This is a genomic window from Emticicia sp. BO119 (assembly GCF_013912375.1).
GTDB lineage: Bacteria > Bacteroidota > Bacteroidia > Cytophagales > Spirosomataceae > Emticicia.
This window is the reverse complement of record NZ_JACETV010000001.1, coordinates 81,258-102,455: the sequence shown is the minus strand read 5'-3', so window position 1 is coordinate 102,455 and position 21,198 is coordinate 81,258. Positions and strand designations below refer to the sequence as shown.

At 39.3% G+C, this 21,198-nt stretch carries 16 protein-coding genes; 6 read left to right on the top strand and 10 right to left on the bottom strand.

The window, feature by feature from the left end; all coding sequences use genetic code 11:
* The first annotated feature begins 5 nt into the window (after positions 1-5).
* Both H1R81_RS00460 and H1R81_RS00455 read left to right on the top strand, forming a co-directional pair.
* Positions 6-1,226, top strand: a complete 1,221-nt coding sequence (locus tag H1R81_RS00460; protein WP_181838701.1) for an alanine dehydrogenase — start codon at positions 6-8, stop codon at positions 1,224-1,226.
* Between the two features lie 149 nt (positions 1,227-1,375).
* Positions 1,376-1,780: a hypothetical protein gene (locus tag H1R81_RS00455; protein WP_181838700.1), complete on the top strand. Its 405-nt coding sequence runs from the start codon at positions 1,376-1,378 to the stop codon at positions 1,778-1,780.
* 5 nt (positions 1,781-1,785) lie between these two features.
* Here the strand turns inward: H1R81_RS00455 and panC are convergent, their stop codons facing one another.
* The 8 genes from panC to xerD all read right to left on the bottom strand — a co-directional run bounded on the left by panC (position 1,786) and on the right by xerD (position 12,751).
* Positions 1,786-2,628, bottom strand: coding sequence for a pantoate--beta-alanine ligase (gene panC, locus H1R81_RS00450; RefSeq protein WP_181838699.1), 843 nt, complete (start codon positions 2,626-2,628; stop codon positions 1,786-1,788).
* 68 nt (positions 2,629-2,696) lie between these two features.
* Positions 2,697-3,098: a response regulator gene (locus tag H1R81_RS00445; RefSeq protein WP_181838698.1), complete on the bottom strand. Its 402-nt coding sequence runs from the start codon at positions 3,096-3,098 to the stop codon at positions 2,697-2,699.
* A complete protein-coding gene (locus H1R81_RS00440; RefSeq protein ID WP_181838697.1) occupies positions 3,073-6,618 on the bottom strand; it encodes a PAS domain S-box protein in 3,546 nt (1,181 codons plus the stop codon). The genes H1R81_RS00445 and H1R81_RS00440 overlap by 26 nt, the downstream gene beginning before the upstream one ends.
* Positions 6,619-7,056 carry a response regulator gene (locus tag H1R81_RS00435; RefSeq protein ID WP_181838696.1) on the bottom strand — a complete coding sequence of 146 codons (438 nt, stop codon included), beginning with the start codon at positions 7,054-7,056 and terminating at the stop codon, positions 6,619-6,621. It abuts the gene before it with no gap.
* A gap of 42 nt (positions 7,057-7,098) precedes the next feature.
* Positions 7,099-9,810, bottom strand: coding sequence for a PAS domain-containing sensor histidine kinase (locus H1R81_RS00430; protein ID WP_181838695.1), 2,712 nt, complete (start codon positions 9,808-9,810; stop codon positions 7,099-7,101).
* A gap of 317 nt (positions 9,811-10,127) precedes the next feature.
* Positions 10,128-10,874 (bottom strand): hypothetical protein, encoded by a 747-nt coding sequence (locus tag H1R81_RS00425; protein ID WP_181838694.1) that lies wholly within the window; start codon positions 10,872-10,874, stop codon positions 10,128-10,130.
* Positions 10,843-11,808 carry a 1-phosphofructokinase family hexose kinase gene (locus H1R81_RS00420; protein ID WP_181838693.1) on the bottom strand — a complete coding sequence of 322 codons (966 nt, stop codon included), beginning with the start codon at positions 11,806-11,808 and terminating at the stop codon, positions 10,843-10,845. The genes H1R81_RS00425 and H1R81_RS00420 overlap by 32 nt, the downstream gene beginning before the upstream one ends.
* 16 nt (positions 11,809-11,824) lie before the next feature.
* The gene (gene xerD / locus H1R81_RS00415; protein ID WP_181838692.1) at positions 11,825-12,751 is read right to left on the bottom strand and encodes a site-specific tyrosine recombinase XerD; all 927 of its coding nucleotides are present in this window, start codon (positions 12,749-12,751) and stop codon (positions 11,825-11,827) included.
* 83 nt (positions 12,752-12,834) lie between these two features.
* Here xerD and aroQ point away from each other — a divergent pair, with 83 nt between their 5' ends.
* The gene (gene aroQ / locus H1R81_RS00410; protein WP_181838691.1) at positions 12,835-13,260 is read left to right on the top strand and encodes a type II 3-dehydroquinate dehydratase; all 426 of its coding nucleotides are present in this window, start codon (positions 12,835-12,837) and stop codon (positions 13,258-13,260) included.
* A gap of 18 nt (positions 13,261-13,278) precedes the next feature.
* On the opposite strand, the gene H1R81_RS00405 is transcribed toward aroQ, so the two are convergent.
* Positions 13,279-13,629 (bottom strand): LytTR family DNA-binding domain-containing protein, encoded by a 351-nt coding sequence (locus H1R81_RS00405; protein WP_181838690.1) that lies wholly within the window; start codon positions 13,627-13,629, stop codon positions 13,279-13,281.
* 343 nt (positions 13,630-13,972) lie between these two features.
* On the opposite strand from H1R81_RS00405, the gene H1R81_RS00400 reads away from it, so the two are divergent.
* From H1R81_RS00400 to H1R81_RS27695, 3 genes are all read left to right on the top strand, one after another.
* Positions 13,973-15,085 (top strand): efflux RND transporter periplasmic adaptor subunit, encoded by a 1,113-nt coding sequence (locus tag H1R81_RS00400; RefSeq protein WP_181838689.1) that lies wholly within the window; start codon positions 13,973-13,975, stop codon positions 15,083-15,085.
* A gap of 51 nt (positions 15,086-15,136) precedes the next feature.
* Entirely contained in the window at positions 15,137-18,241 is a 3,105-nt protein-coding gene (locus tag H1R81_RS00395; RefSeq protein ID WP_181838688.1) for an efflux RND transporter permease subunit, read from the top strand.
* A gap of 174 nt (positions 18,242-18,415) precedes the next feature.
* Positions 18,416-19,711, top strand: a complete 1,296-nt coding sequence (locus tag H1R81_RS27695) for a TolC family protein (RefSeq protein ID WP_181838687.1) — start codon at positions 18,416-18,418, stop codon at positions 19,709-19,711.
* Positions 19,712-19,780: 69 nt separating this feature from the next.
* Here H1R81_RS27695 and H1R81_RS00385 read toward each other — a convergent pair whose 3' ends face one another.
* The gene (locus H1R81_RS00385) at positions 19,781-21,103 is read right to left on the bottom strand and encodes a Gfo/Idh/MocA family oxidoreductase (protein ID WP_181838686.1); all 1,323 of its coding nucleotides are present in this window, start codon (positions 21,101-21,103) and stop codon (positions 19,781-19,783) included.
* Positions 21,104-21,198 lie beyond the last annotated feature (95 nt).

The following is a 21,198-nucleotide window of genomic DNA, read 5'->3' as shown; positions in this document are numbered from 1 at the left end:
AACCTATGACAGGTCAATCTGTTTCTGAATTAGCTCATAGCCAATCTGTACTTTATCCGCAAGAATCTCCGGCAATGGTAAAAAAAGGCAAAAAGAGTCTTTTTATCGGTCTTCCAAAAGAAGTTTCCTTGCAGGAAAGCCGGATTGCCCTGACACCCGAAGCCGTAAGTTTACTGGTAAAAAACGGGCATGAAGTGGTGCTTGAAAAAGGTGCAGGTGAGGCCGCTAAGTTTTCAGACAATGATTATAGCGAAGCTGGAGCGAAGATTGTCTATACTCCCGAAGAGGTTTTTCAGTCGGACTTAATTCTGAAAATTGAGCCATTAACTGAAAAAGAAATCACTTACCTCAAAAGTGACCAGACGGTTATTTCTACTTTAAACATACCAAACCTTGACCGGAAATATTTTGAACGGCTGAATGAAAAGAAGATTACGGGTATTGGTTTTGAGTTAATACAGGATAAAGTAGGTGGGTTGCCGATTATCAGGGCCATGAGCGAAATAGCGGGCAATACTGTAATGCTGATAGCTGCCGAATTACTGAGTAGCGTACATAACGGAAGAGGCATTATTTTAGGAGGCATTACTGGTGTTCCGCCAACTAAAGTAGTTATTTTAGGTTCTGGTACAGTTGGTGAGTATGCTGCCAGAGCGGCTCATGCCCTGGGTGCAGAAATAAAGGTGTTTGACCAGCATATTTATCGTCTACAACGTATCAAATATACGATAGGCCAACAGATTTATACTTCTATAATTGATTCTGAAACCCTGACAAACGAATTGGCAAGGGCAGATGTAGTGATTGGTGCCATGCGTGCTGAAGACGGACTGGCGCCAATGGTAGTGACGGAAGAGATGGTTTCGCGCATGAAAAAAAATTCTATTATTATAGATGTTTCCATTGATCAGGGAGGTTGTTTTGAAACCTCTGAAATGACGACCCATAAACAGCCTACTTTTCAGAAATATGGAGTAACACACTATTGTGTACCGAACATTGCTTCTCGTGTGGCTCATACAGCGAGTATTGCGCTGAGCAATGTATTTACACCTTTTTTATTAAAAACAGGAACAATCGGGGGCATTGAAGAAATGATTTTTGCCAAACAATGGTTTACTAAAGGAGTATATTGCTATAAAGGTAGTTTAACCAACCTACCGATTGCTCAAAGATTTAATTTGCGTTATAAAGACTTAGGACTGCTGATTGCAGCGAGGCTTTGATAGCAATTTAGTGATTTAGTGATTAATCGTGAATTAGTGAATAATTTAATTATAAATCAGTTTTTATTCACTAATTCACCATTTGCTAATTCGCAATTATTAACAGTCACTTATTCACTAAATCACACGATCACAAATTCTTAATAGATATGATTAATCATTCAAACGAAAATACAATTTTAGACGATGCTAATTCTCCTGAATTAGACAAGAAGATAATGGGTCGGGTTTCGGAAGATTTTGTCATTGTTGCCGACCACCTGAAAGAAGCCTCTTACCAGATAAGAAAACGGGGTTTTTCTGAGAATCCTATTTTTGTGGTAACCAAAGGTCCGGTTGAAGTTGGCCAGCTTTTATTCAGAAGTGCCGACTTTCAGACCAAGTTTGACTATAAAGCTTCTTTTCTTGATGAATTTGTGCAACGAAAACTTGTGGGTGAAGAATCAATAGAGTTGTTTAAAGAAAACTATAAAAACCCAGAAGAATACTGCTGCCTTTTTGTGATTGAAAACGATTTTGCCGGATTTGTATTTGTACCATATCCGGAAGATTAGTCATCTCAGAAAACGATATTATCAATTAGGCGTACTCCCCCTAAAAATGCTGCCATACAAATTGCTGTTTTACCGGGTACATTGACCTGACTTATAGGCTCTAAAGTATCAAAGTCTGCTATTTCGAGGTATTCTAACTCAAACTCCGGATATTTTCTGAAATAATCTTCTGCAAATGCCTGTGTATGTGCTGAAGACTCTCTGTTTAATAGTTTATCTTTGGCTAATTCTAAAAGCTGATGAATATGAGGAGCCAAAGCACGGGCTTCGGCAGACAGACGCATATTACGTGAAGACATCGCCAATCCGTCTGCTTCGCGTAAAGTCGGGCAGGGAACAATGGTTAAATCAAAACTCAGATCTGATACCATCTGGCGGATAACCGCCACTTGCTGTAAATCTTTTAAGCCGAAATAGGCTTTATCAGGCTTTACTATATGAAAAAGCTTTGATACCACAATACCGACCCCGTTAAAATGACCCGGGCGGAATTTACCTTCCATGACCGTTTCTAAAGTACCAAAATCGAATTTGAGTTTGGGTAAGGCAGGATACATTTCTTCGGCAGTGGGAGCAAATACGACATCGCATTGGGCAGCTTCCAGCAACTCACAATCTTTTTCGAGTGTACGGGGATACTTCTTTAAATCTTCGGGATTATTGAACTGGGTTGGGTTGACAAAAATACTGCAAACAGTTAAATCATTATCTTTTCGTGAAGATTCAATCAAAGAGATATGACCGGCATGTAAAGCCCCCATGGTTGGCACAAAACCAATGGTTTTTCCGGCTTTCTGCTGGGTTTTAAGGTATTCCTGCGCTTCGGCAATGGCATAAAAAATCTGCATCTGACTTATTAAATTACCCGAACACCGGCAGCGTTCGGCTTAAGAGTGCCAAATTTAGTAAATTCGGTTTATTTCTTTACCAACATCTTCAATAAGTCGGCGGTAATTGGTTTTGAGATATACCCGATGATAATATCATACTGTTTGGCCTTTTCTTTATCAACCGGATTGGCCGATGACGAAAGAACGACCACCTTGGTTGCAGGAAACTGAGGCAAGAGGGTATTGACAAATTCATCTAAAAATTCCCATCCGCCCATGACAGGCATATTGAGATCAAGAAAAATCAATTGCGGGTAATCCGCCCTCTTATCAGCCGGTTCTTTTAATAAATTGTGGTAGAATTCCAATGCTTCTTTGCCATTCATAGCTGTTACTACTTCTTTGGCAAAGGAAGCCTTTTCTATTACCATTTTAATTAGCATTAATGTGGTTGTATCATCATCAATGCAAAGTAGTTTTTTTATCATTTTGCTGTTTAAATTTTAAAATAAACCTGGTTCCGACATCAACTTTACTTTCAACATCTATACTGCCACCAAGACTTTCTAACTGAGATTTAATCAGATATAAACCCATGCCTTTACTATTGGGTCTGTCATGGAATTTCTGGTATAACCCAAACATTTTTTCTTTATGCTTCTCTAAATCCACTCCTATTCCGTTGTCTTCAAATGTCAGTACCACAAAACCTGCCTGATGTTCTGTAGTTACCTGTACTTTCAATGGTCTATTATAGGCTCGGTATTTAATGGCATTAGTCAGCAAATTTAGCAGGATACTCTCCAGATAAGTTTCGTTAAAGATAACTGAAGGGGCACTTTTAAAATCTGTTTCAATTTTTGCTCCTGATTCAACAATCAGGTTCTCTACTTGTGTCATTACCTGATTCATGATTTTTGTAAAAGAGATATTCTTTTGCTCGAATGAATCAGTATCTCTGATAATGAGGATTTTTATCAAATCATTAATTGTATCGTTCAATAAATGCGTAGATACTTTAAACCCCTGAATAATCTGACTTAGCATCTGATTCTCAATAGGTATTTCATCAATAATGTTCAAAAATCCAATCAGATTTGATAAAGGGGCTTTGAAATTGTGAGAGGTGATATAAGAAAAATGTCGGAGGTCTTCGTTGCTGTTGTTCAACTCTTTAATGAGTTGCTCTCTTTCTATTTCTCTGTTTTTCCGCTCGGTTACATCTCTCTGGATGGCGATCCAATGGGTGTATAATCCGGTGCTATCGGCCATAGGTGCAATTGATATATTTACCCAGAACTCCTCACCATTCTTTTTATAATTTATCAATTCCATTTCATGGCTTTCCCGGTTAAGCAATGCACTTTTCAGTTTTTGCAGTTCATGTTTATCTGTGTTTTCTCCCTGCAAAAAGCGTGGATTTTTACCGATTACTTCTTCTCTGCTATAGCCTGTCATTTTTGTAAAGGCATCATTTACATAAACAATTACAGGGCCGGGTTCTTCTATCAGATTAGCTTCTGTAATTAAAACAGCATCGGTTGCATTTGTAATAACCGATTCTAATAGCCTTAACCGGTTTTCTTCCTCTTTCTTACGCGTAATATCCTGCATGGCTCCGATAATCCTGATTGGATTATGGTCGTTATCTACTACAATAAATCCTCTGTCTAATACATATTTGTAAGACCCGTCAGCACAACGGAACCGATACTCAATCTGGATTTTAGATTGTCTTTTTTCAAAAACATCATTGAGTTTATCGCCTACTTTCCCTAAATCTTCGGGATGTATGCTTTTTTTCCACCATTCCTGTACATTTTCAATCTCAAGGTGATCTAAGGAATATCCAAAAATTCTGCTTATGCCTTTATTGTAGGTGATTCTGTCTTTGATAATGTCCAGATCCCAGATGGTGTCGCTGGTTGCTTTCATCACAATGTCATATCTCTCCTTCGACTGCTTTATTTTTTCACTGGCTTCTCTGTTTTCCAGCAACACCCCTACTAAATTGGCAGCCCGCTCTATAAAACTTGTTTCATGGGGCTTTGGTGATTTGTTGGTATGGTAATAAGTCGCAAAACTACCTATTACCTCCCCATCACTTTTTTTAATCGGAATAGACCAACAGGCATTAAGGTTATGCTCGTGAGCAATATCCCGGTAATTTCTCCAGAGGTAATCCTTGTTAATATCTGTAACAATAACAGGTTCCCCCAAAAACATGGCAGTGCCGCATGACCCGGCAGTTGGCCCGATAGTTAAACCCTCAATAGCCATAATATAAGCTTCAGGAATAGCATTCCCGGCAATATGATGTAAGGTTTTCCCATCTTTTAGCCGAACAATAGAGCAAATTGAATGCGGAATTAAATCTTCAATATCATCAATAAGTTTTTCTAAAATGTCATCTAATGATATGCCCTCTGTAGCATTAAGGGCATAAATCTCTTTTTCGATAGCTAAAATGCTCTCCTGATATTTACGGGTTGTAATATCCTGCATCGCCCCTAAGGCTCTGACAGGTTTATTGTTTTCATAAATAATAAAAGCTCTGTCGTGTACATAGGCATATTCTCCGTCAGCTTTCAGAAAACGATATTCTGACGAGCATTGTGTTCTTGAATTTACCAGCGCATCAGCAAGGATACCAGTTGCTCTTTCTTTGTCATCAGGGTGCAGATGGTCTTCCCAGAAATTCATATCGAGATATTCATTTACAAATGCATATCCAAAAAGTTTCTGATAGCCATTACCAGTTATAAATGTCTTTTTTGTTCTCAAATCACAATCCCATATGGCATCGCTGGTGGCCTGGGCTACTGCTTCGTAGCGCTCGTTGGTTTGTCTGAGTTTTCTTTCATATTCAATTCTTTTGCCTATATCTCTGGAGTTGGAGACTATCCCCTGAATAGCAGAATCGTTCAGCAGGTTAGTGATGGTTGTTTCTAACCATACCCAGCTACCATTTGCGTGCTTAAACCTATAAGGGGCAATACTAACACTCTTATGCAAATTAAGACTGTTAGTAGTTTCCAGCATTCGCTTTATATCATCTTTATGTACAAATTCATATACTTTTTTATATAGTAAGTCTACTGGCTCATAACCTACAATAGTGGCATGATTGGGACTTACATATCTGAACCTCGCATCACGGTCAATAATCGTCATCAGGTCGGCTCCATCCTGCACCAATACCTTAAACCGTTGTTCACTTATTTTAAGAGCATTTTCTACTTCTAATTTTTCTGTAATGTCTGTTGCTAATATCAGGCGTGCTTTTTTGCCTACAAAATCAATGAGATTTCCTTCAATCTCAACATACATCAGCTCACCATTTTTTTTCAGGTGCCGCCAGATTTTTTTGACGCTCTTCCCATAATTCTTGATTTCGTGTATGGTCTCTATTACCTCGGGGATACTCTCTTTGGGGCGAATCTGTAAAATATTCATTTTCAGGAACTCTTCCTTCGAATAACCATAGTGCGCAATTGCAGCCTGATTTACATCTAAAAACTGTAAGGTGTTTATTTCATAGACCCACATAGGTACTGGGTTCAGATGAAACAACTCTTTATATCTTTTTTCTGACTCACGCAGAGAGATATTTATTTTGCGCCGCTCTATGCTATAGAGTGTACTCTTTGTCAGTAATGAGGCATTTAGTTCATCTTTCAGGAGATAGTCGGCTATCCCCCACGATAAACTCCTGACACCAAAATCTTTATCGGCGTAGCCTGTCAGAACAATAACAGGTATTTCATGAGCAATGGCTAACACTTCTCTGACGAGTGCTTCACCACTGCCATCGGGTAAAGAGAGGTCGAGCAGGATAATGTCAAACAAAGTATTAGTCAATAACTTAGCTTTGAGTTCTACTAAAGTTCTTACATGAAAGATATTACCGGGCAATCTCTCATCTGAAAGATATTCTTCTATCAGAAAATAATCACCCGGGTTATCTTCTACTACGAGAATATTTAGTTGTTTGACAAAAACTGACATTTAATGACTTGGAACTTTAGGTAATGTAACTATGGAAATCCAGAAATTTTCGATTGAAGTAACTACTTTCAGAAAATCGCCGGCATCAATGGGCTTGGTAATATAACAGTTGACATAGTTTTTATAAGATTGATAAATATCTTTTTCTGACGAAGAAGTAGTAAGCATAATTACAGGGATATGTTTAAGGCTTTCATTAGATTTAATAGCTATCAACACTTCATGGCCATTCATCTTTGGCAAATTCACATCTAATACTATTAAATCAGGCATTTTTACCTGCCCATACCCTGCTTTCTTTTCTAAAAACTGCATAGCTTCCCAGCCATCTCTCACAGTACTTAACTGATTTGCTATTTTACTTTCGTTCAATGCTTCTGTTGTCAGAAAAATATCACCTTCGTTGTCTTCAACTAATAAAATATGTACCGGTTCCATAGATTTATAGAGTTAAGGGACTGTATATTCATATTTCAGAAATTACTTATTAATGATGAAATGAAATGTACTACCACTACCATACTCTGACTCTACCCATATTCTGCCGTTATGATTATCAATAATTTTCTTACAAATAGCTAATCCTATACCTGTGCCAGAGTATTCTTCTTTATGATGAAGCCTTTGGAAAAGGATAAAAATCTTATCAAAAAACTGCTTTTCTATTCCTATGCCATTATCAGCTACCGAAAACTGCCAATGCTTATGGTTATCTATGGCTGTGATATTTATCTTGGGGATTTCGTTCGGCTTCCTGTATTTAATGGCATTAGATATAAGGTTTTGCATTAGCTGATACAAAGGTAGTTTTGCTCCGTAGATAGAAGGCAAATCTTCCCATTCTATTATGGCTCCCTCCTGTTGCCAGATATTTTTCTGTACTACCTCCTGCACAAGTTCGTTCATATTCACCCAGTCAAGCTCATATTCTTTTCTACCTATTTTTGAATACTCCAACAGGTCTAAAATAATCGTCCTCATGCGGCTTGCTCCGTCTACCGCAAAATTTATATATTGTTTCGCTCTGTCGTCAAGCTGTTCTTTATATTTTTTGTCTAATTGGGTCAGGAAACCCGTAATCATTCTCAAGGGTTCTTGCAAATCATGTGAAGCCACATAGGCAAACTGTTCCAATTCGGCATTACTGGCACTCAATTGCTCTGCCCGCTGGTTCAGATTCAGGTTCAGCGCTAACAGGTGTAATTCGTCTCTTTTTCGTTGCGTAATATCATTAATCTGCGAAACAAAGTGAAGTGGCTCGCCATATTTATGCCTTACCAACGAGATAGCAAGGTGTATCCATACTATGTGCTTATGCTTATGTATGTACCTTTTTTCTATCTGATAGGCTTCATTCTTCCCATTTATAAGCTCTTTAAAGAATTTTTCATCTTTCTCGTAGTCATCAGGATGTGTAATGTCTCTGTAAGTAAGGGTTTTCATCTCTTCTGCACTATAACCAGTTATCTTACAAAGGCTGTCATTTACGGCCAGAAACCTACCATCTAACCCTACAATTGCCATGCCAATAGCTGAAAACTGAAAGGCTGCCCTGAATTTTTCTTCGCTTTCAACCAGATTTTCCTGTAACTCTTTTTGTTTCGTAATATCTCTTGAATAGCAAGCTAAACCGATAATTCCGGTTCGGTCCTGAATAGGATTGATACTTACTTCAATCCAGAGGTTTTCGCCGCCGAGTAACCCTGCAATAAATGCTTCTTCTTTAACAGATTCTCCGCTTAACCCTCTTGAATACAGCGTTCGCCAGAACTCTATAAATCTGCGATCAAAATAATCACTCATTAATAAAAAGTCACCCGGCACAACTATTACTCCGGTCGTTTTCCGCATTGACTCTATAAAGGCTCTGTTGCCTGCTATGAGTCTGAAGTCTTTGCTCACACTCCATATCAGGTCTTCTGTATTATTAATGAGGGCTTCTTTATCTCTCCTTTCAAATTCCTTTTCCTGTTCGGCCAGTATTTTGTTAGTTACATCTCTGAAATTATTCACAATACCTTCAATGCCCGGCTCATGCAACATATTAATCAATGTACCCTCAATCCATCGCCAGTTTCCGTCTTTATGTCTGATTCTTGCAACTTCACCCAAAACGGGCACACCCGGTTTAGACAACATCTCCATCCAGGCTGTCTGCACATAAATCATATCATCCGGATGAGTGGCTGAAAACAAATCCAGTGTAATAGATTCTTCAACTGTATAACCCAAAACTTTTTCGATTGATGGAGAAATGTAGATAGGAATGCCCCCAGTCGACAGAATGGCCACTCCATCAGCCCCATGCTCTACTAATGAAGAAAAACGCTTTTCTCTTAATATAGCCTCTTTCTCTGCTCTCTTTCTTTCTGAAATATCACTGATAAAAGTGCTGATTCTTCCGTCATTTTTTCCGTTGCTTCCACCATAGAATACTGTTGAAAACTCACACGGGAAATGTCTGCCGCTTTTATGTACACATGTTAACTCTCCTCTTACCTTACCATTTAAGTCTCTTTCTTCTCTGTACTTATTAATAATTTCAGGATCATAAAGTATGATATCATGCCACTTCAGTTTTCTGAACTCCTCTACTGTGTAGCCAAATATCTGGCAGGAGGTCTTATTTGCGTCCAGAATTGTGCCATCTCTTTCGCTAAAGATAAACCCATCTAAAGCGTTTTCAACAATATAATGGTATTTTTCTTCACTCTGGCGAAGAGCCATCTCTGTTTTTTTATTGGCAGTAATATCATATGATGAAACAAAAGCACCTATGATTATGCGGCTTGTATCGTAGATTGGCTTAAACTTATTCAGAAAAAAACAAACTGAACCATCAGGTGCAAGTACCTGAATTTCTGTTTCAAGGGGTTCTCCTCCTAATACTCTGGTATATAGCTGCCTTAGAATTTCGACACGTTCGGGTTGGGTATAAGAAAGAACACTTGTACCTTTTATAATTTTTACTCCAAAATAAATACTATATAATTCTTCAAACTTAAGATTACAGGTAATAATATCCAAGTTAGTATCTACTACCAGAAGACACTCATCGGTATTAACCATCAAGAGATTTAACCTTTCTTCTAATTCCTGTAAACTCTGATGTTTACCTGTAAAACCAGAAGATGTCTTTTTTTCAAGGTTCCCCTTACTTTTGTTTTCATTTTGGGCTATTTTGGTACTCATCAGCGTTTTTTTGTTTCATTCCATAGCAAGTGGCATTAACTAACCAATAGCTAATGAATAAATAAGTATGGATACGAAAAACCTTCCTGCGGTATTTCGCATCAATCAAAATTCTTTATTCACTCAAGGCCTTGCCAGTCTTTTAGCTGTTGTATGAATGATGAACTCAAAAAGGAAAACGATAACTCATCAATTTTAATAAAATTGACAATCTACCTATTATATTACGATAGAGACAATCAGCCAGCAAAAAGTAACGCTATTATCTATATGTAATTATTTGAAAAAATACTGATTACAAGGTAGTAAACTTAATTTTATTTATCAACAAATTTTTTCAATAAGTCTAAATCATCGGTACCAATAAAATCGACATCCAGTTTTTTAAGGGTCTCAAAGCCAAGGGTTGTATTGGGTGTTCCCCAGATTCTTACCCTTTTGCCCTTTGCATGATTTGACATCACGAATGCCCTTATATTCTGGTAGGTTTCTTCGGGCAGTTCCTGTTTTCCGGGCCAGTATTTGCCAAAATCCAGGAAGCTGGCACTTACCATATCTACTCTTTTATAGGCATCATCAGAGTACTGTGTATTTCTTCTGCCATCAAAGAAAAAGAGTTTATCGTATTGCTCAAACTCTTCTGGTTTGGGCATATCACCACTAATGGTAATGTGCACATGCTGTAAATCTTTTTTGTGGTGTTTAATCAGTTTTTCGAGTTCTGCCATTATCAGCTTGCCATCTTTTTTCAAATCAAGCAAGAGGTATAATTCTTTCTTATCGGGATAGGCATACCCTTTATTAGTTCTGATTTTAGCCAGAAGGGGTTTCCAGTATAAAGCCTTGAAGGTTCGTTTCCGGGTTATGTTCTTCCAGTCGTGTGCCACATATAATTTACCATTTTTGATATATAAATCGGCTTCGATAGAGTCAAAGCCCAGATTGTAGGCAGCATAAAAAGGCTCTTTCTGCTCGTAGTCATTGTGCGAATGAATGAGCTGGGCAAAAGCCTGATTACTCAGGACTACTAAACTAAAGATTATGAATCTGATATTTTTCTCCATAAGTATTTAACCATTTAAAGAGTTTATGTGCATCTTGTTTTGTAAATAATTGTGTACCCTCGTTCATTGTAGCTGCCGACCCACAAGCTACACCCCAACGAAGCATTTCATGGTAATCTTTGCCTTCTGATAAGGCCCATACCATTCCACCCACCATACTGTCGCCTGCGCCTACGGTACTTTTCTTCTGCACAGGCGGAGCCGGGATATGTTCGCATATATCTTTTGTCACCAAAACTGCTCCTTGTGGCCCCAACGAAACCACCACGACTTCGCACTTGCCGTGGCTGATTATTTCTCTGGCGGCATCATCTACTTCATTGATTTCCAAAGACTCGGCTTTTACAAGTCTGGCTAATTCGCCTACATTTGGTTTAAGAAGAAAAACGCCTTCATTAACAGCTTTTTCTAAGGCAGCACCTGACGTATCGACAATCAGTTTTGTACCAACTTTGCGAGAAACAGCTGCAACCTTTTCATAAAAATCATCGCCTAAACCAGGGGCTAAACTACCACTGGCAACCAGAAAACCGGGCTTTGCTTCTTCTACAGTTTTCAGTATTTCTTTTGCTTCCATATCTGTAATAGCCGGCCCTGGCATACCAAAGCGATACTGCGCATTGGTGATGGTATCAACGGCTATGAAGCTTTCCCGCGTCCAGCTTTCAGTTCTGATGGCCTGAAAGTCAACGCCTTCTTTCTTTACCAAGTCCTGCAATAGCTCACCTGTTGCTCCACCAACTGTAAAAACAGCCAATGAATTGCCACCTAAGCGGGCAATGGCCTTGGAAACATTGATTCCTCCGCCGCCTGCATCAAAATGAGGGGTTTCGCATCTGATTTTCTGTTCAGCCACCAGACCTGCAAATTTAGTACTCTTATCAACAGCCGGACTGACCGTCAAGGTAACAATCTTATTGTTATGTTTTTTCATAGCCTATCAGATTTAATTATTTCTTTATCTGTTTCATCTTAATATTTTCTCTTGGGTGATAACTTCTGAGCGTTTCCTGCAAAAACGTTCTGTCTAAATGGGTATATATTTCGGTGGTGGTGATAGACTCATGCCCCAGCATTTCCTGCACTGCTCTTAAATCGGCTCCGCCTTCTATGAGGTGTGTTGCAAATGAATGACGGAAGGTATGGGGCGAAATATTTTTATGAATACCTGCGCGCTCGACCAATTCTTTAATAATCAGAAAAATCATTACCCTTGTCAAAGGCTTGCCTCTCCGGTTCAAAAATACAATATCTTCTGCCTCGGGTTTTATATCCAAATGATTTCTGATGTTTTCAAGGTAAATTTTGGTGTATCTGACAGCGTCTCTGCCAATCGGCACTAACCTCATTTTATTACCTTTACCCACTACTCTGATAAACCCGATATCGAAGTAACAGTTTGTTAGTTTTAAGTCGACCAGTTCGGAAACCCGGACACCGCAACTATATAATACCTCCAGAATTGCGCGGTTACGGGTGCCTTCGGCGGTTGATAGATCAATTAATTCTAATAGCTGTTCAATTTCAGGAAAGGAAAGTGTATCGGGCAATTTTCTACCTGTTCTGGGGGCTTCAATGAGTTGAGTCGGGTCTATCTGGATTATATTTTCTAATGCGAGGTACTTATAAAAAGCTTTGATACCTGACAGGATACGGGCTTGTGAGGCAGTTGTAAGCCCGAACTGGTTGATGTATTCAAGAAAATCTGAGATATCTCTTTCAGTAATAGTTTCGGGAGCGGGATTGCGTTCAGCTATCGCTGCAAACTGGCTCAATTTTTCAACATCTCTCAGATAGGCTTCAATAGAGTTTTCAGACATGGACCGCTCAAGCCGAAGATAGTTTTTAAAATGTTGAATATAGATAGGCCAATTCAAAACGGTAAATTTTATCAGTAAACACAAATCGTTTTTGTAACTTGCCGTAAAAATACTGAATCATTCAATCAATAGCCTTTCTGATGAAAAAAATTATTATTATCAATGGTCCTAACTTAAATCTGCTTGGAAGAAGAGAGCCGCACATTTACGGAAGTCAGACTTTTGAAGATTATCTGGCTGAATTGAAAGAAATGTTTTCAACAATTGATTTGCATTACTACCAATCGAACCATGAGGGTGGTATTATTGATAAAATACATGAAATAGGTTATGGAAGTGTAGAGTTTGATGGGTTGATAATTAATGCAGGGGCTTATACACATACTTCTATTGCCATTGCAGATGCCCTTTCGGCTATCAAAACTCCGGCAATAGAAGTACATATTTCTAATATTCATGCCCGTGAGGCTTTCCGTCATCATTCTTATCTGACAAGCCGATGCAAAGGCATGATTTGTGGATTAGGTATGAAGGGTTACGAAATGGCTATCCGCTATTTTATTTAATCAACTTATAAAAATATTTTAAACTGCCATTTTCAGACAGGCCAGTTTCTGAACCAGTGCTTCTTTTCGGCGGCGGGCAACCAGTACAGTTTTGTTGTTAGCCAACTGGACTGTATCTTCGCCACAGGTATTAACGTGATTGAGATTAATGATAAACGAGCGGTGTGAACGAAAAAATGAAACATTGGTGGCTAATCTTTCTTCTAATTTTTTCAGATTAGTGGCTACATAAACTATTTTACCCGAATTAAGGTGAACTTTGGTATAGTTAATGTCGGCTTCCATTAAAACTATAATAGACGGGTTAAACCTTTTGTGTCCGCCTACTCTTACAAGATTGTCATTTTTGATATTCAGATTTGCTTTCATGGCATTAATTTTAAGGTAGCTATTGAATTCTTTACCAAAATTAGATAACCCCTCCGAACACTCCTATCCAAAATAAGTATATGGCCGATTTAGCTTTTTAAACGGTGGATTCAGCTTCAAATCTGGTTATTTCTGCTCATAATACGTTTTTTAATAAATAGTCGTCAAAAACGACTAATTTGTCGTTTATTTATAGTTACAATTACTAAAATCACTTACTTTCGTAAAAAAAAATCTTTTTTTTACGTTTCTATTAATAAATTATTAATCGTATAAATTTTATTGAATTTACACTTATTCCTAAATTACTCACCCTATAATTAAAATCAAGACAAAATTTAAGATGCGTACCATACTAACTATTATTGCAGTTGTTGTTGTGCTTGTGCTGGGCAAAATTTTCTTTTTTAACAAACCGGCAGACAAATCCGGTGGTCCGGGCGGTGGAGCAGCAGCTGGCGGAAGAGGAGGAGAAAAAGGTAAAGGCGGTGGCCCGGGTGGCGCCGGAGGTGGCCAGCCTATTGCGGTAAATATATTTGTTACGAGTTATGCAACGCTTGATAACGCGGTTACTTCGCCTGGTACTGTTTTCCCGAATGAGGAAGTTCAGTTGATGTCGGAGGCTGCAGGGCGAATCGTTGCGTTGAATATTAAAGAAGGTAGCAGAGTGGCTGCCGGGCAGGTAATTGCCAAAATTAAAGACACTGATTTGCAGGCACAATTGAAAAAAATCAATTATCAGATTGAACTCGCCAAACAAACCGATGCCCGCCAGAAGAAACTATTGGAAATTAATGCTATTAGCAGAGAAGAGTACGAAATTACTTCTAATACACTGAATACGCTTGATGCAGATAAAGAGTTTTTAGAAACAAGCATTGAAAAAACAGTTTTGAAGGCTCCGTTCTCAGGAAAAATAAGTTTTAAAAATGTAAGTCAGGGAGCTTATGTCTCGCCGTCTACATCGCTGGCAACATTGGTACAGACTAATCCTGTAAAAATTGACTTTACAATTCCTGAGAAATATTCAACACAAATAAAATTAGGTAGTGGTGTAAAGTTTGAAGTAGAAGGCCAAAGCACCAGCTATTCGGCTACAATTGTGGCGATAGACCCAAAAATTGACCCAAATTTACGCACATTGAAAGTAAGAGCATTGGCTCAGAATCCGAACGACAGGTTAATTCCTGGTATGTTCGTGAAAGTAACGGTTGATCTTGATATTTCGCAGGCAATCATGGTACCTACAGAAGCTATTATTCCGGTATTGAAAGGGAAGAAAGTTTATGTAATGCAAAACGGAAAAGTAGCCGAAAAAATGGTAGAAACCGGCTTGCGTAATGAAAAAAATATTCAGATTACAAGTGGACTTGCGTCTGGTGACTCTTTAATTATAAGTGGCATTATGTCAATTAAGAAAGAGGCTCCTGTGAAAGTAAAACAGGTTGTGAAATAAGATACTTAATCATGCTTTGTGGCATGAGTTAACAAAGAAACTTGCAAAATTATGTCTATATCAACCATTTCCATCAAACGCCCGGTATTAGCCATCGTGATGAACCTTATCATCATTTTGTTTGGTGTTATCGGCTACACATTTCTGGGTGTACGGGAATACCCGTCTATTGACCCCCCTGTAGTGTCAGTGCGTACTGCTTATGCCGGTGCTAATGCCGATATTATTGAATCTCAGATTACTGAGCCACTCGAAAAAAACCTTAATAGTGTTGAAGGTGTAAAATCTATCAGTTCGTCTTCAAATGTTGGTACAAGCCAGATTACTATTGAGTTTGAACTGGGGGTTGATATGGAACGGGCGGCAAACGATGTGCGTGATAAAGTATCAGGTGCGGTGCGCCAGTTACCGCAGGATATTGATGCCCCACCAACCGTATCTAAGGCTGATGCTAACTCTGACCCTATCATGAGTATGTTGCTTCAGAGCGAAGCACGTTCTCACCTCGAAATCAGCGATATGGCTGAAAACGTGGTTGCCCAACGCTTACAGACTATTCAGGGTGTAAGCTCGGTAATGATCTGGGGACAGAAAAAATATGCCATGCGCTTATGGATGGATCCGACCCGAATGGCAGCTCAGGGTGTAACTACCCAAGATGTAAAGCAGGCACTTGACCGGGAGAATGTAGAGTTGCCAAGTGGGAAATTAGCCGGAGATAACACCGAGCTAACCGTAAAAACGGTTGGCCGTTTTAAAAACGAAACAGACTTTGAAAACCTGATAGTGAAAACCATTGGTGATAAAATCATTCGTTTTAAGGATATAGGTATTATTCAGCTTGGCCCTGAAAACGAAGAAACCATTCTACGCTTAAACGGGATTCCGATGATTGGCCTGGCTATTGTACCTCAACCCGGCACAAACTATCTCGAAATTTCTAAGGAGATTAAAAAACGTTTGGCTGAAATCAAGCGTGATTTGCCGAAAGATTATAAGATGGATGTGTTGCTCGACAACACGGTTTTTATTCAGAACTCAGTAGAAGAGGTAGGTGAAACATTATTGATTGCTATTGGTCTGGTGGTTATTATTATCTTCTTGTTCTTCCGCGACTGGATTATTGCCGTAAGACCACTGATTGATATTCCGGTTTCCTTAATCGGTACTTTCTTTGTGATGTACGTGTTGGGTTTCTCGGTGAATGTACTAACCCTCTTAGCGATTGTTCTGGCAACTGGTCTTGTAGTTGACGACGGTATTGTTGTAACTGAAAATATTTATAAAAAGATAGAAGAGGGAATGAAACCTATAGAAGCTGCCATAAAAGGAGCTAACGAGATTATATTTGCGGTAATTTCTACTTCAATAACTCTGGCATCGGTTTTCCTGCCTGTAATCTTCATGCAAGGCTTTGTAGGTAAGTTATTCCGGGAGTTTGGTATTGTCCTGGCATCTGCCGTACTGATTTCGGCCTTCGTATCTCTGACACTTACACCCATGCTCAATGCCTACTTAGTCAGAAAAACAAATAAGCGCTCGTGGTTCTACGAAAAAACAGAGCCCTTTTTTGAGAGGATTATCAATGGTTATCGTGACCGCCTGACAAGCTTCATGAAAATGCGCTGGCTGGCAGTACCGATTCTGTTTTTAACTCTGGGTATTATCTGGTTTTTCGGTAGAGATATTCAGCAAGAAATTGCTCCTTTAGATGACCGTAACTGGTTTCGGGTTTCGGTTACTGCACCAGAAGGCTCTTCTTTTGAGTATATGGACAACTATGTGTTAAAAATGAGTAAGATGTTAGAGGATTCGATACCAGAAGCGAAGGGTATTATGACCGTAACAGCTCCAGGATTCTCTGGTTCCGGCTCACCTAATACTGCATTTGCCCGTATTGCCCTGAAAGACAAAAAAGAACGTAAGCGTTCTCAACAGGAAATTGTTGATATGGCCACCCGAAAACTGAAAGGAATGCCTGATGCCCGTTCGATCGTAATACAGCAGCAGACTATTGCTGTGGATGCTCGGGGAGGTTTACCGGTGCAATATGTAATTCAGGCACCTGATTTTGAGAAGCTACGAGAGTATATGCCTAAGTTTATGGATGAAGTTTCTAAAGACCCTACTTTTGTGGTGTCTGATATGAACCTGAAATTTAACAAACCGGAGCTGGAAATATCTATTGATCGTGAGAAAGCAAAGAGCATGGGTATTTCTGTGGCTGATGTAGCACAAAACATGCAATTGGCTTTTGCCGGACAGCGTTTTGGATATTTTACGATGAATGGCCGCCAGTATCAGGTTATTGGCCAGTTTGACCGTGCAAACAGAGATGAGCCACTGGATTTGAAAAGTACGTTCGTAAAAAATAATCAGGGCGAATTAGTACAGTTAGATAATATTATAAAAGCAGAAGAACAGAGCAGTCCGCCACAGTTGTATCACTTCAACCGCTATATGAGTGCTACTGTATCTGCCGGGCTGGCACCGGGTAAAACCATCGGTGATGGGATTAAGGCAATGGATGCCATCAGAGACAAGCTGCATGATGAGTCTATCAGAACAGCCTTATCGGGTTCTTCACGCGATTTTGCCGAGAGTTCTTCAAATACTTTATTTACTTTCATATTAGCCCTTGTATTGGTTTATCTGATTCTTGCAGCGCAGTTTGAGAGTTTCGTAGACCCATTCATTATTATGCTTACTGTACCTTTGGCGGTAGCTGGTGCGGTGTTCTCATTGTGGTACTTCAATCAGACGTTGAATATTTTCAGCCAGATTGGTATGATTATGCTGATTGGTCTTGTAACAAAAAATGGTATCCTGATTGTAGAGTTTGCCAATCAGCTACGAGAAAAAGGTATGTCAATTAAGGAGGCGGCTATTGAAGCGGCAGCTATGCGTTTCCGTCCTATCTTAATGACCAGTTTTGCTACTGTATTAGGTGCGGCTCCTATTGCATTCGCATTAGGTTCGGCCGGAAAAAGCCGTATGTCGATGGGTATTGTAATTATGGGAGGTTTATTGTTTTCATTGGTTTTAACCTTATATGTTATTCCGGCTATCTACTCTTTCTTGTCGCGTAATAAAGATTTTGAACGCATGAAACAGATTGAGAAAATTGCACACGAGTCAGAACATGAAATGGTATAATATATTCAGGGAGATGCAAAATAGCATCTCCCTGTTCTTAAAACTGATTATTTTCTCTATTATTGACACCATTGCCCGATTGACACTCTGGCAAACCAATAAAAAAATTGAAGCATCATTCTAATAGTTTCATGAACAGAAGTTTTCTATGAAACTAAGTTAAAATACAACGACGTGAAAAATTATTTTATTCTTCTATTATTCATTGCCCAAACATCCATTGCCCAAGAAATACTAACCCTCGAGAATGCTGTCAGTATTGCACTTGAAAAAAATTATGATGTAAAAATTGCCCAGTTGCAACAAACAGTTGCTGAAACACAAGTTTTTAAAGGAAATGCTGGTATGTTGCCACGCGTTGATCTCAACTCTAATGCCGGAACAGCTTTTAATGAAGTAAAGCAGGTATTAGCAAACGGTAATGAAACCAACCGTTTCGGTACAAATCTGACGCCTTCGGCAAACGTGGCCTTTACCTGGACACTCTATGATGGCAAACGTATGTATGCTGTTTATGACCGATTGAAAAACCAAAGCCAGTTAAGCCAGATTCAGACCCGTATAGCCATGGAGAATACAATGGCTAATGTAATGGCAGCATATTATGAAATAATGCGTCAGAAACAGACTGTCAGATTTCTCGAAACTATTATTAAATATTATGAGGAACGACTGAACATTACAGACCAACGCTGGCAGTTCGGAAAGGGCTCTAAATTAGACTATCTGCAATCAAAAACAGATTTAGGTACTCAAACCAGTTTATTGGTACAGGCAAAAACTGATTTCCGGAATGCTAAAGTTACATTGAATAACCTGTTGGCAAGAGAGCCTAATATGGACTTTGACGTGCAGGAAGTGGTAGCTCTGAGTTTTGACCCCTCACAGGAAGATTTAAGAAACAGAGCCAGAACAGCTAATAAAACCCTTCAGGCTCTTAGAAAAGCTACCGATATTACCCTGATTCAGCAAAGAGAGGCAGAAGCCCTTAAATTGCCGAGAGTAACCCTTAACTCGTCTTTGGGATATTCGTTGAGTAAAACCAATGCCGGACTCTTCTTATACAACCAGAACTATGGTTTGAATACGGGCATAGGATTAACCTGGAATATTTTTAATGGACAAATTACCCGCAGACAGATTCAGACTACGAAAATCAATACTGAAATTGCCAGAACGCAGGAGCAGGACTGGATTACACAGATGGAAAATGATTTGGTAAGAGCTTACAATCAGTACCAGACTGATAAGGAGATTCTGAAATTAGAGGAAGAATACAACCAGGTAGCTGACGAAAACATGAGAATTTCGTTAGAGAAATTCAGATTAGGAGGTTCAACTATTCTGGAGATTAACGAAGCTCAACGTAGCCTCAACACTTCATTGAACCGCCTGACGAATGCGCGTTATAATATCAAGATTTCAGAATTGCAGTTATTGCGTCTGAGTGGCGAATTAGTGAAGCAATAATCAAAGCCTGAAGAGGTAAACAAAAAACCTGCAATGAGAATTGCAGGTTTTTTGTTGTTTATCCCGAATTTAAACGGCTTTGGTTTTGCCTGGCTGTGGAATCTGATACCAGCCATCTTTATCAGGTAAAGTTTTTGGCAGGGTATCCCAGGTATATTTATCAGGCATCAAATTAATTTCAGAGTTTAGTGCGTCTTCCCATTTCACACGTTTGCCCGAATAACTTGCCATACGGCCCATGATAGCTGTCAGAGTGCTATGTGCCCCTCTTTCAGCATCATTGATAGGCTTATTGTTTACAATACAATCAAATAATACATCGTGTTCTACCTGATAAGGGTTTTTGTCTCCTTCGCCTTTATGTCTCCAGATACTGTTACCTTTCAGATCAAATATTTTACCTTCAGTGGCGCGTCCTTTGGTACCTACCAGATGCTCTGACACATCAGAAACTGTACCTGGCTGGTGGCGGCAATAGCTTGCTAAGACCATACCATCGGCATACTTATATTCTACACAGTGGTGGTCATAAATTTCACCGAATTTCTTATCTGTTCTCACCTGGCGTCCGCCCATCGCTACGGCTTCAACCGGATACCCGCCTTTGAACCAATTGATTACGTCGATATTATGAATATGTTGTTCGTTTATATGGTCACCGCAAAGCCATACAAAATAGTACCAGTTACGCATCTGGTATTCCATTTCGGTTTGTCCGGGCTGACGTTCGTTTACCCAAACACCATCATTGTTCCAGTAACAACGAGCAGCTACTATATCGCCAATTGCCCCTTCGTCAATTACCTTTTTATAGGTTTCAAGATATGATTTCTGATAATGGCGTTGCAAACCTACCACTACTTTCAGATTTTTCTTTTTAGATTCTTCGGCGGCGGCCAATACACGGCGGATACCGGGGGCATCAGTAGCGACAGGTTTTTCCATAAAAACGTGTTTACCCTGACGCACAGCTTCTTCAAAATGAATAGGGCGAAAACCCGGAGGGGTTGTCAGAATCACTACATCAGCCAGTGCAATGGCTTGTTTGTAGCCATCGAAGCCAACAAACTTATGGTCTTCGGGCACATCAACACGGCTTTTTACACTTTTGCTTTTACTATTTTCTTTTTCGGTAGTAAGGTTTTTATAACAAGAGTCAACTCTGTCGCGGAAAGCATCAGCCATTGCTACTAATTTTACATTTTCTTTTACAGAAAGTGCCTGCATAGCAGCACCAGTACCACGACCACCGCAACCAATTAACGCTACCTTGATGGTATCATCAACCGATGAGTTAGCGTGAGAATCAAATGGCAGGCTTGTTACCGACAGGCCGCCTGCAACTACCGCAGAAGCCTTTACAAAATCCCGGCGAGAAAAGTTTGAGTTCATGTATTTGTGAGGTTATACGAGTTGAAATGTTTAAGAAAACAAATTTAGGGCATTTATTGAAATTATAACGTTTTTTAGAAGAAAATCTGAGACTC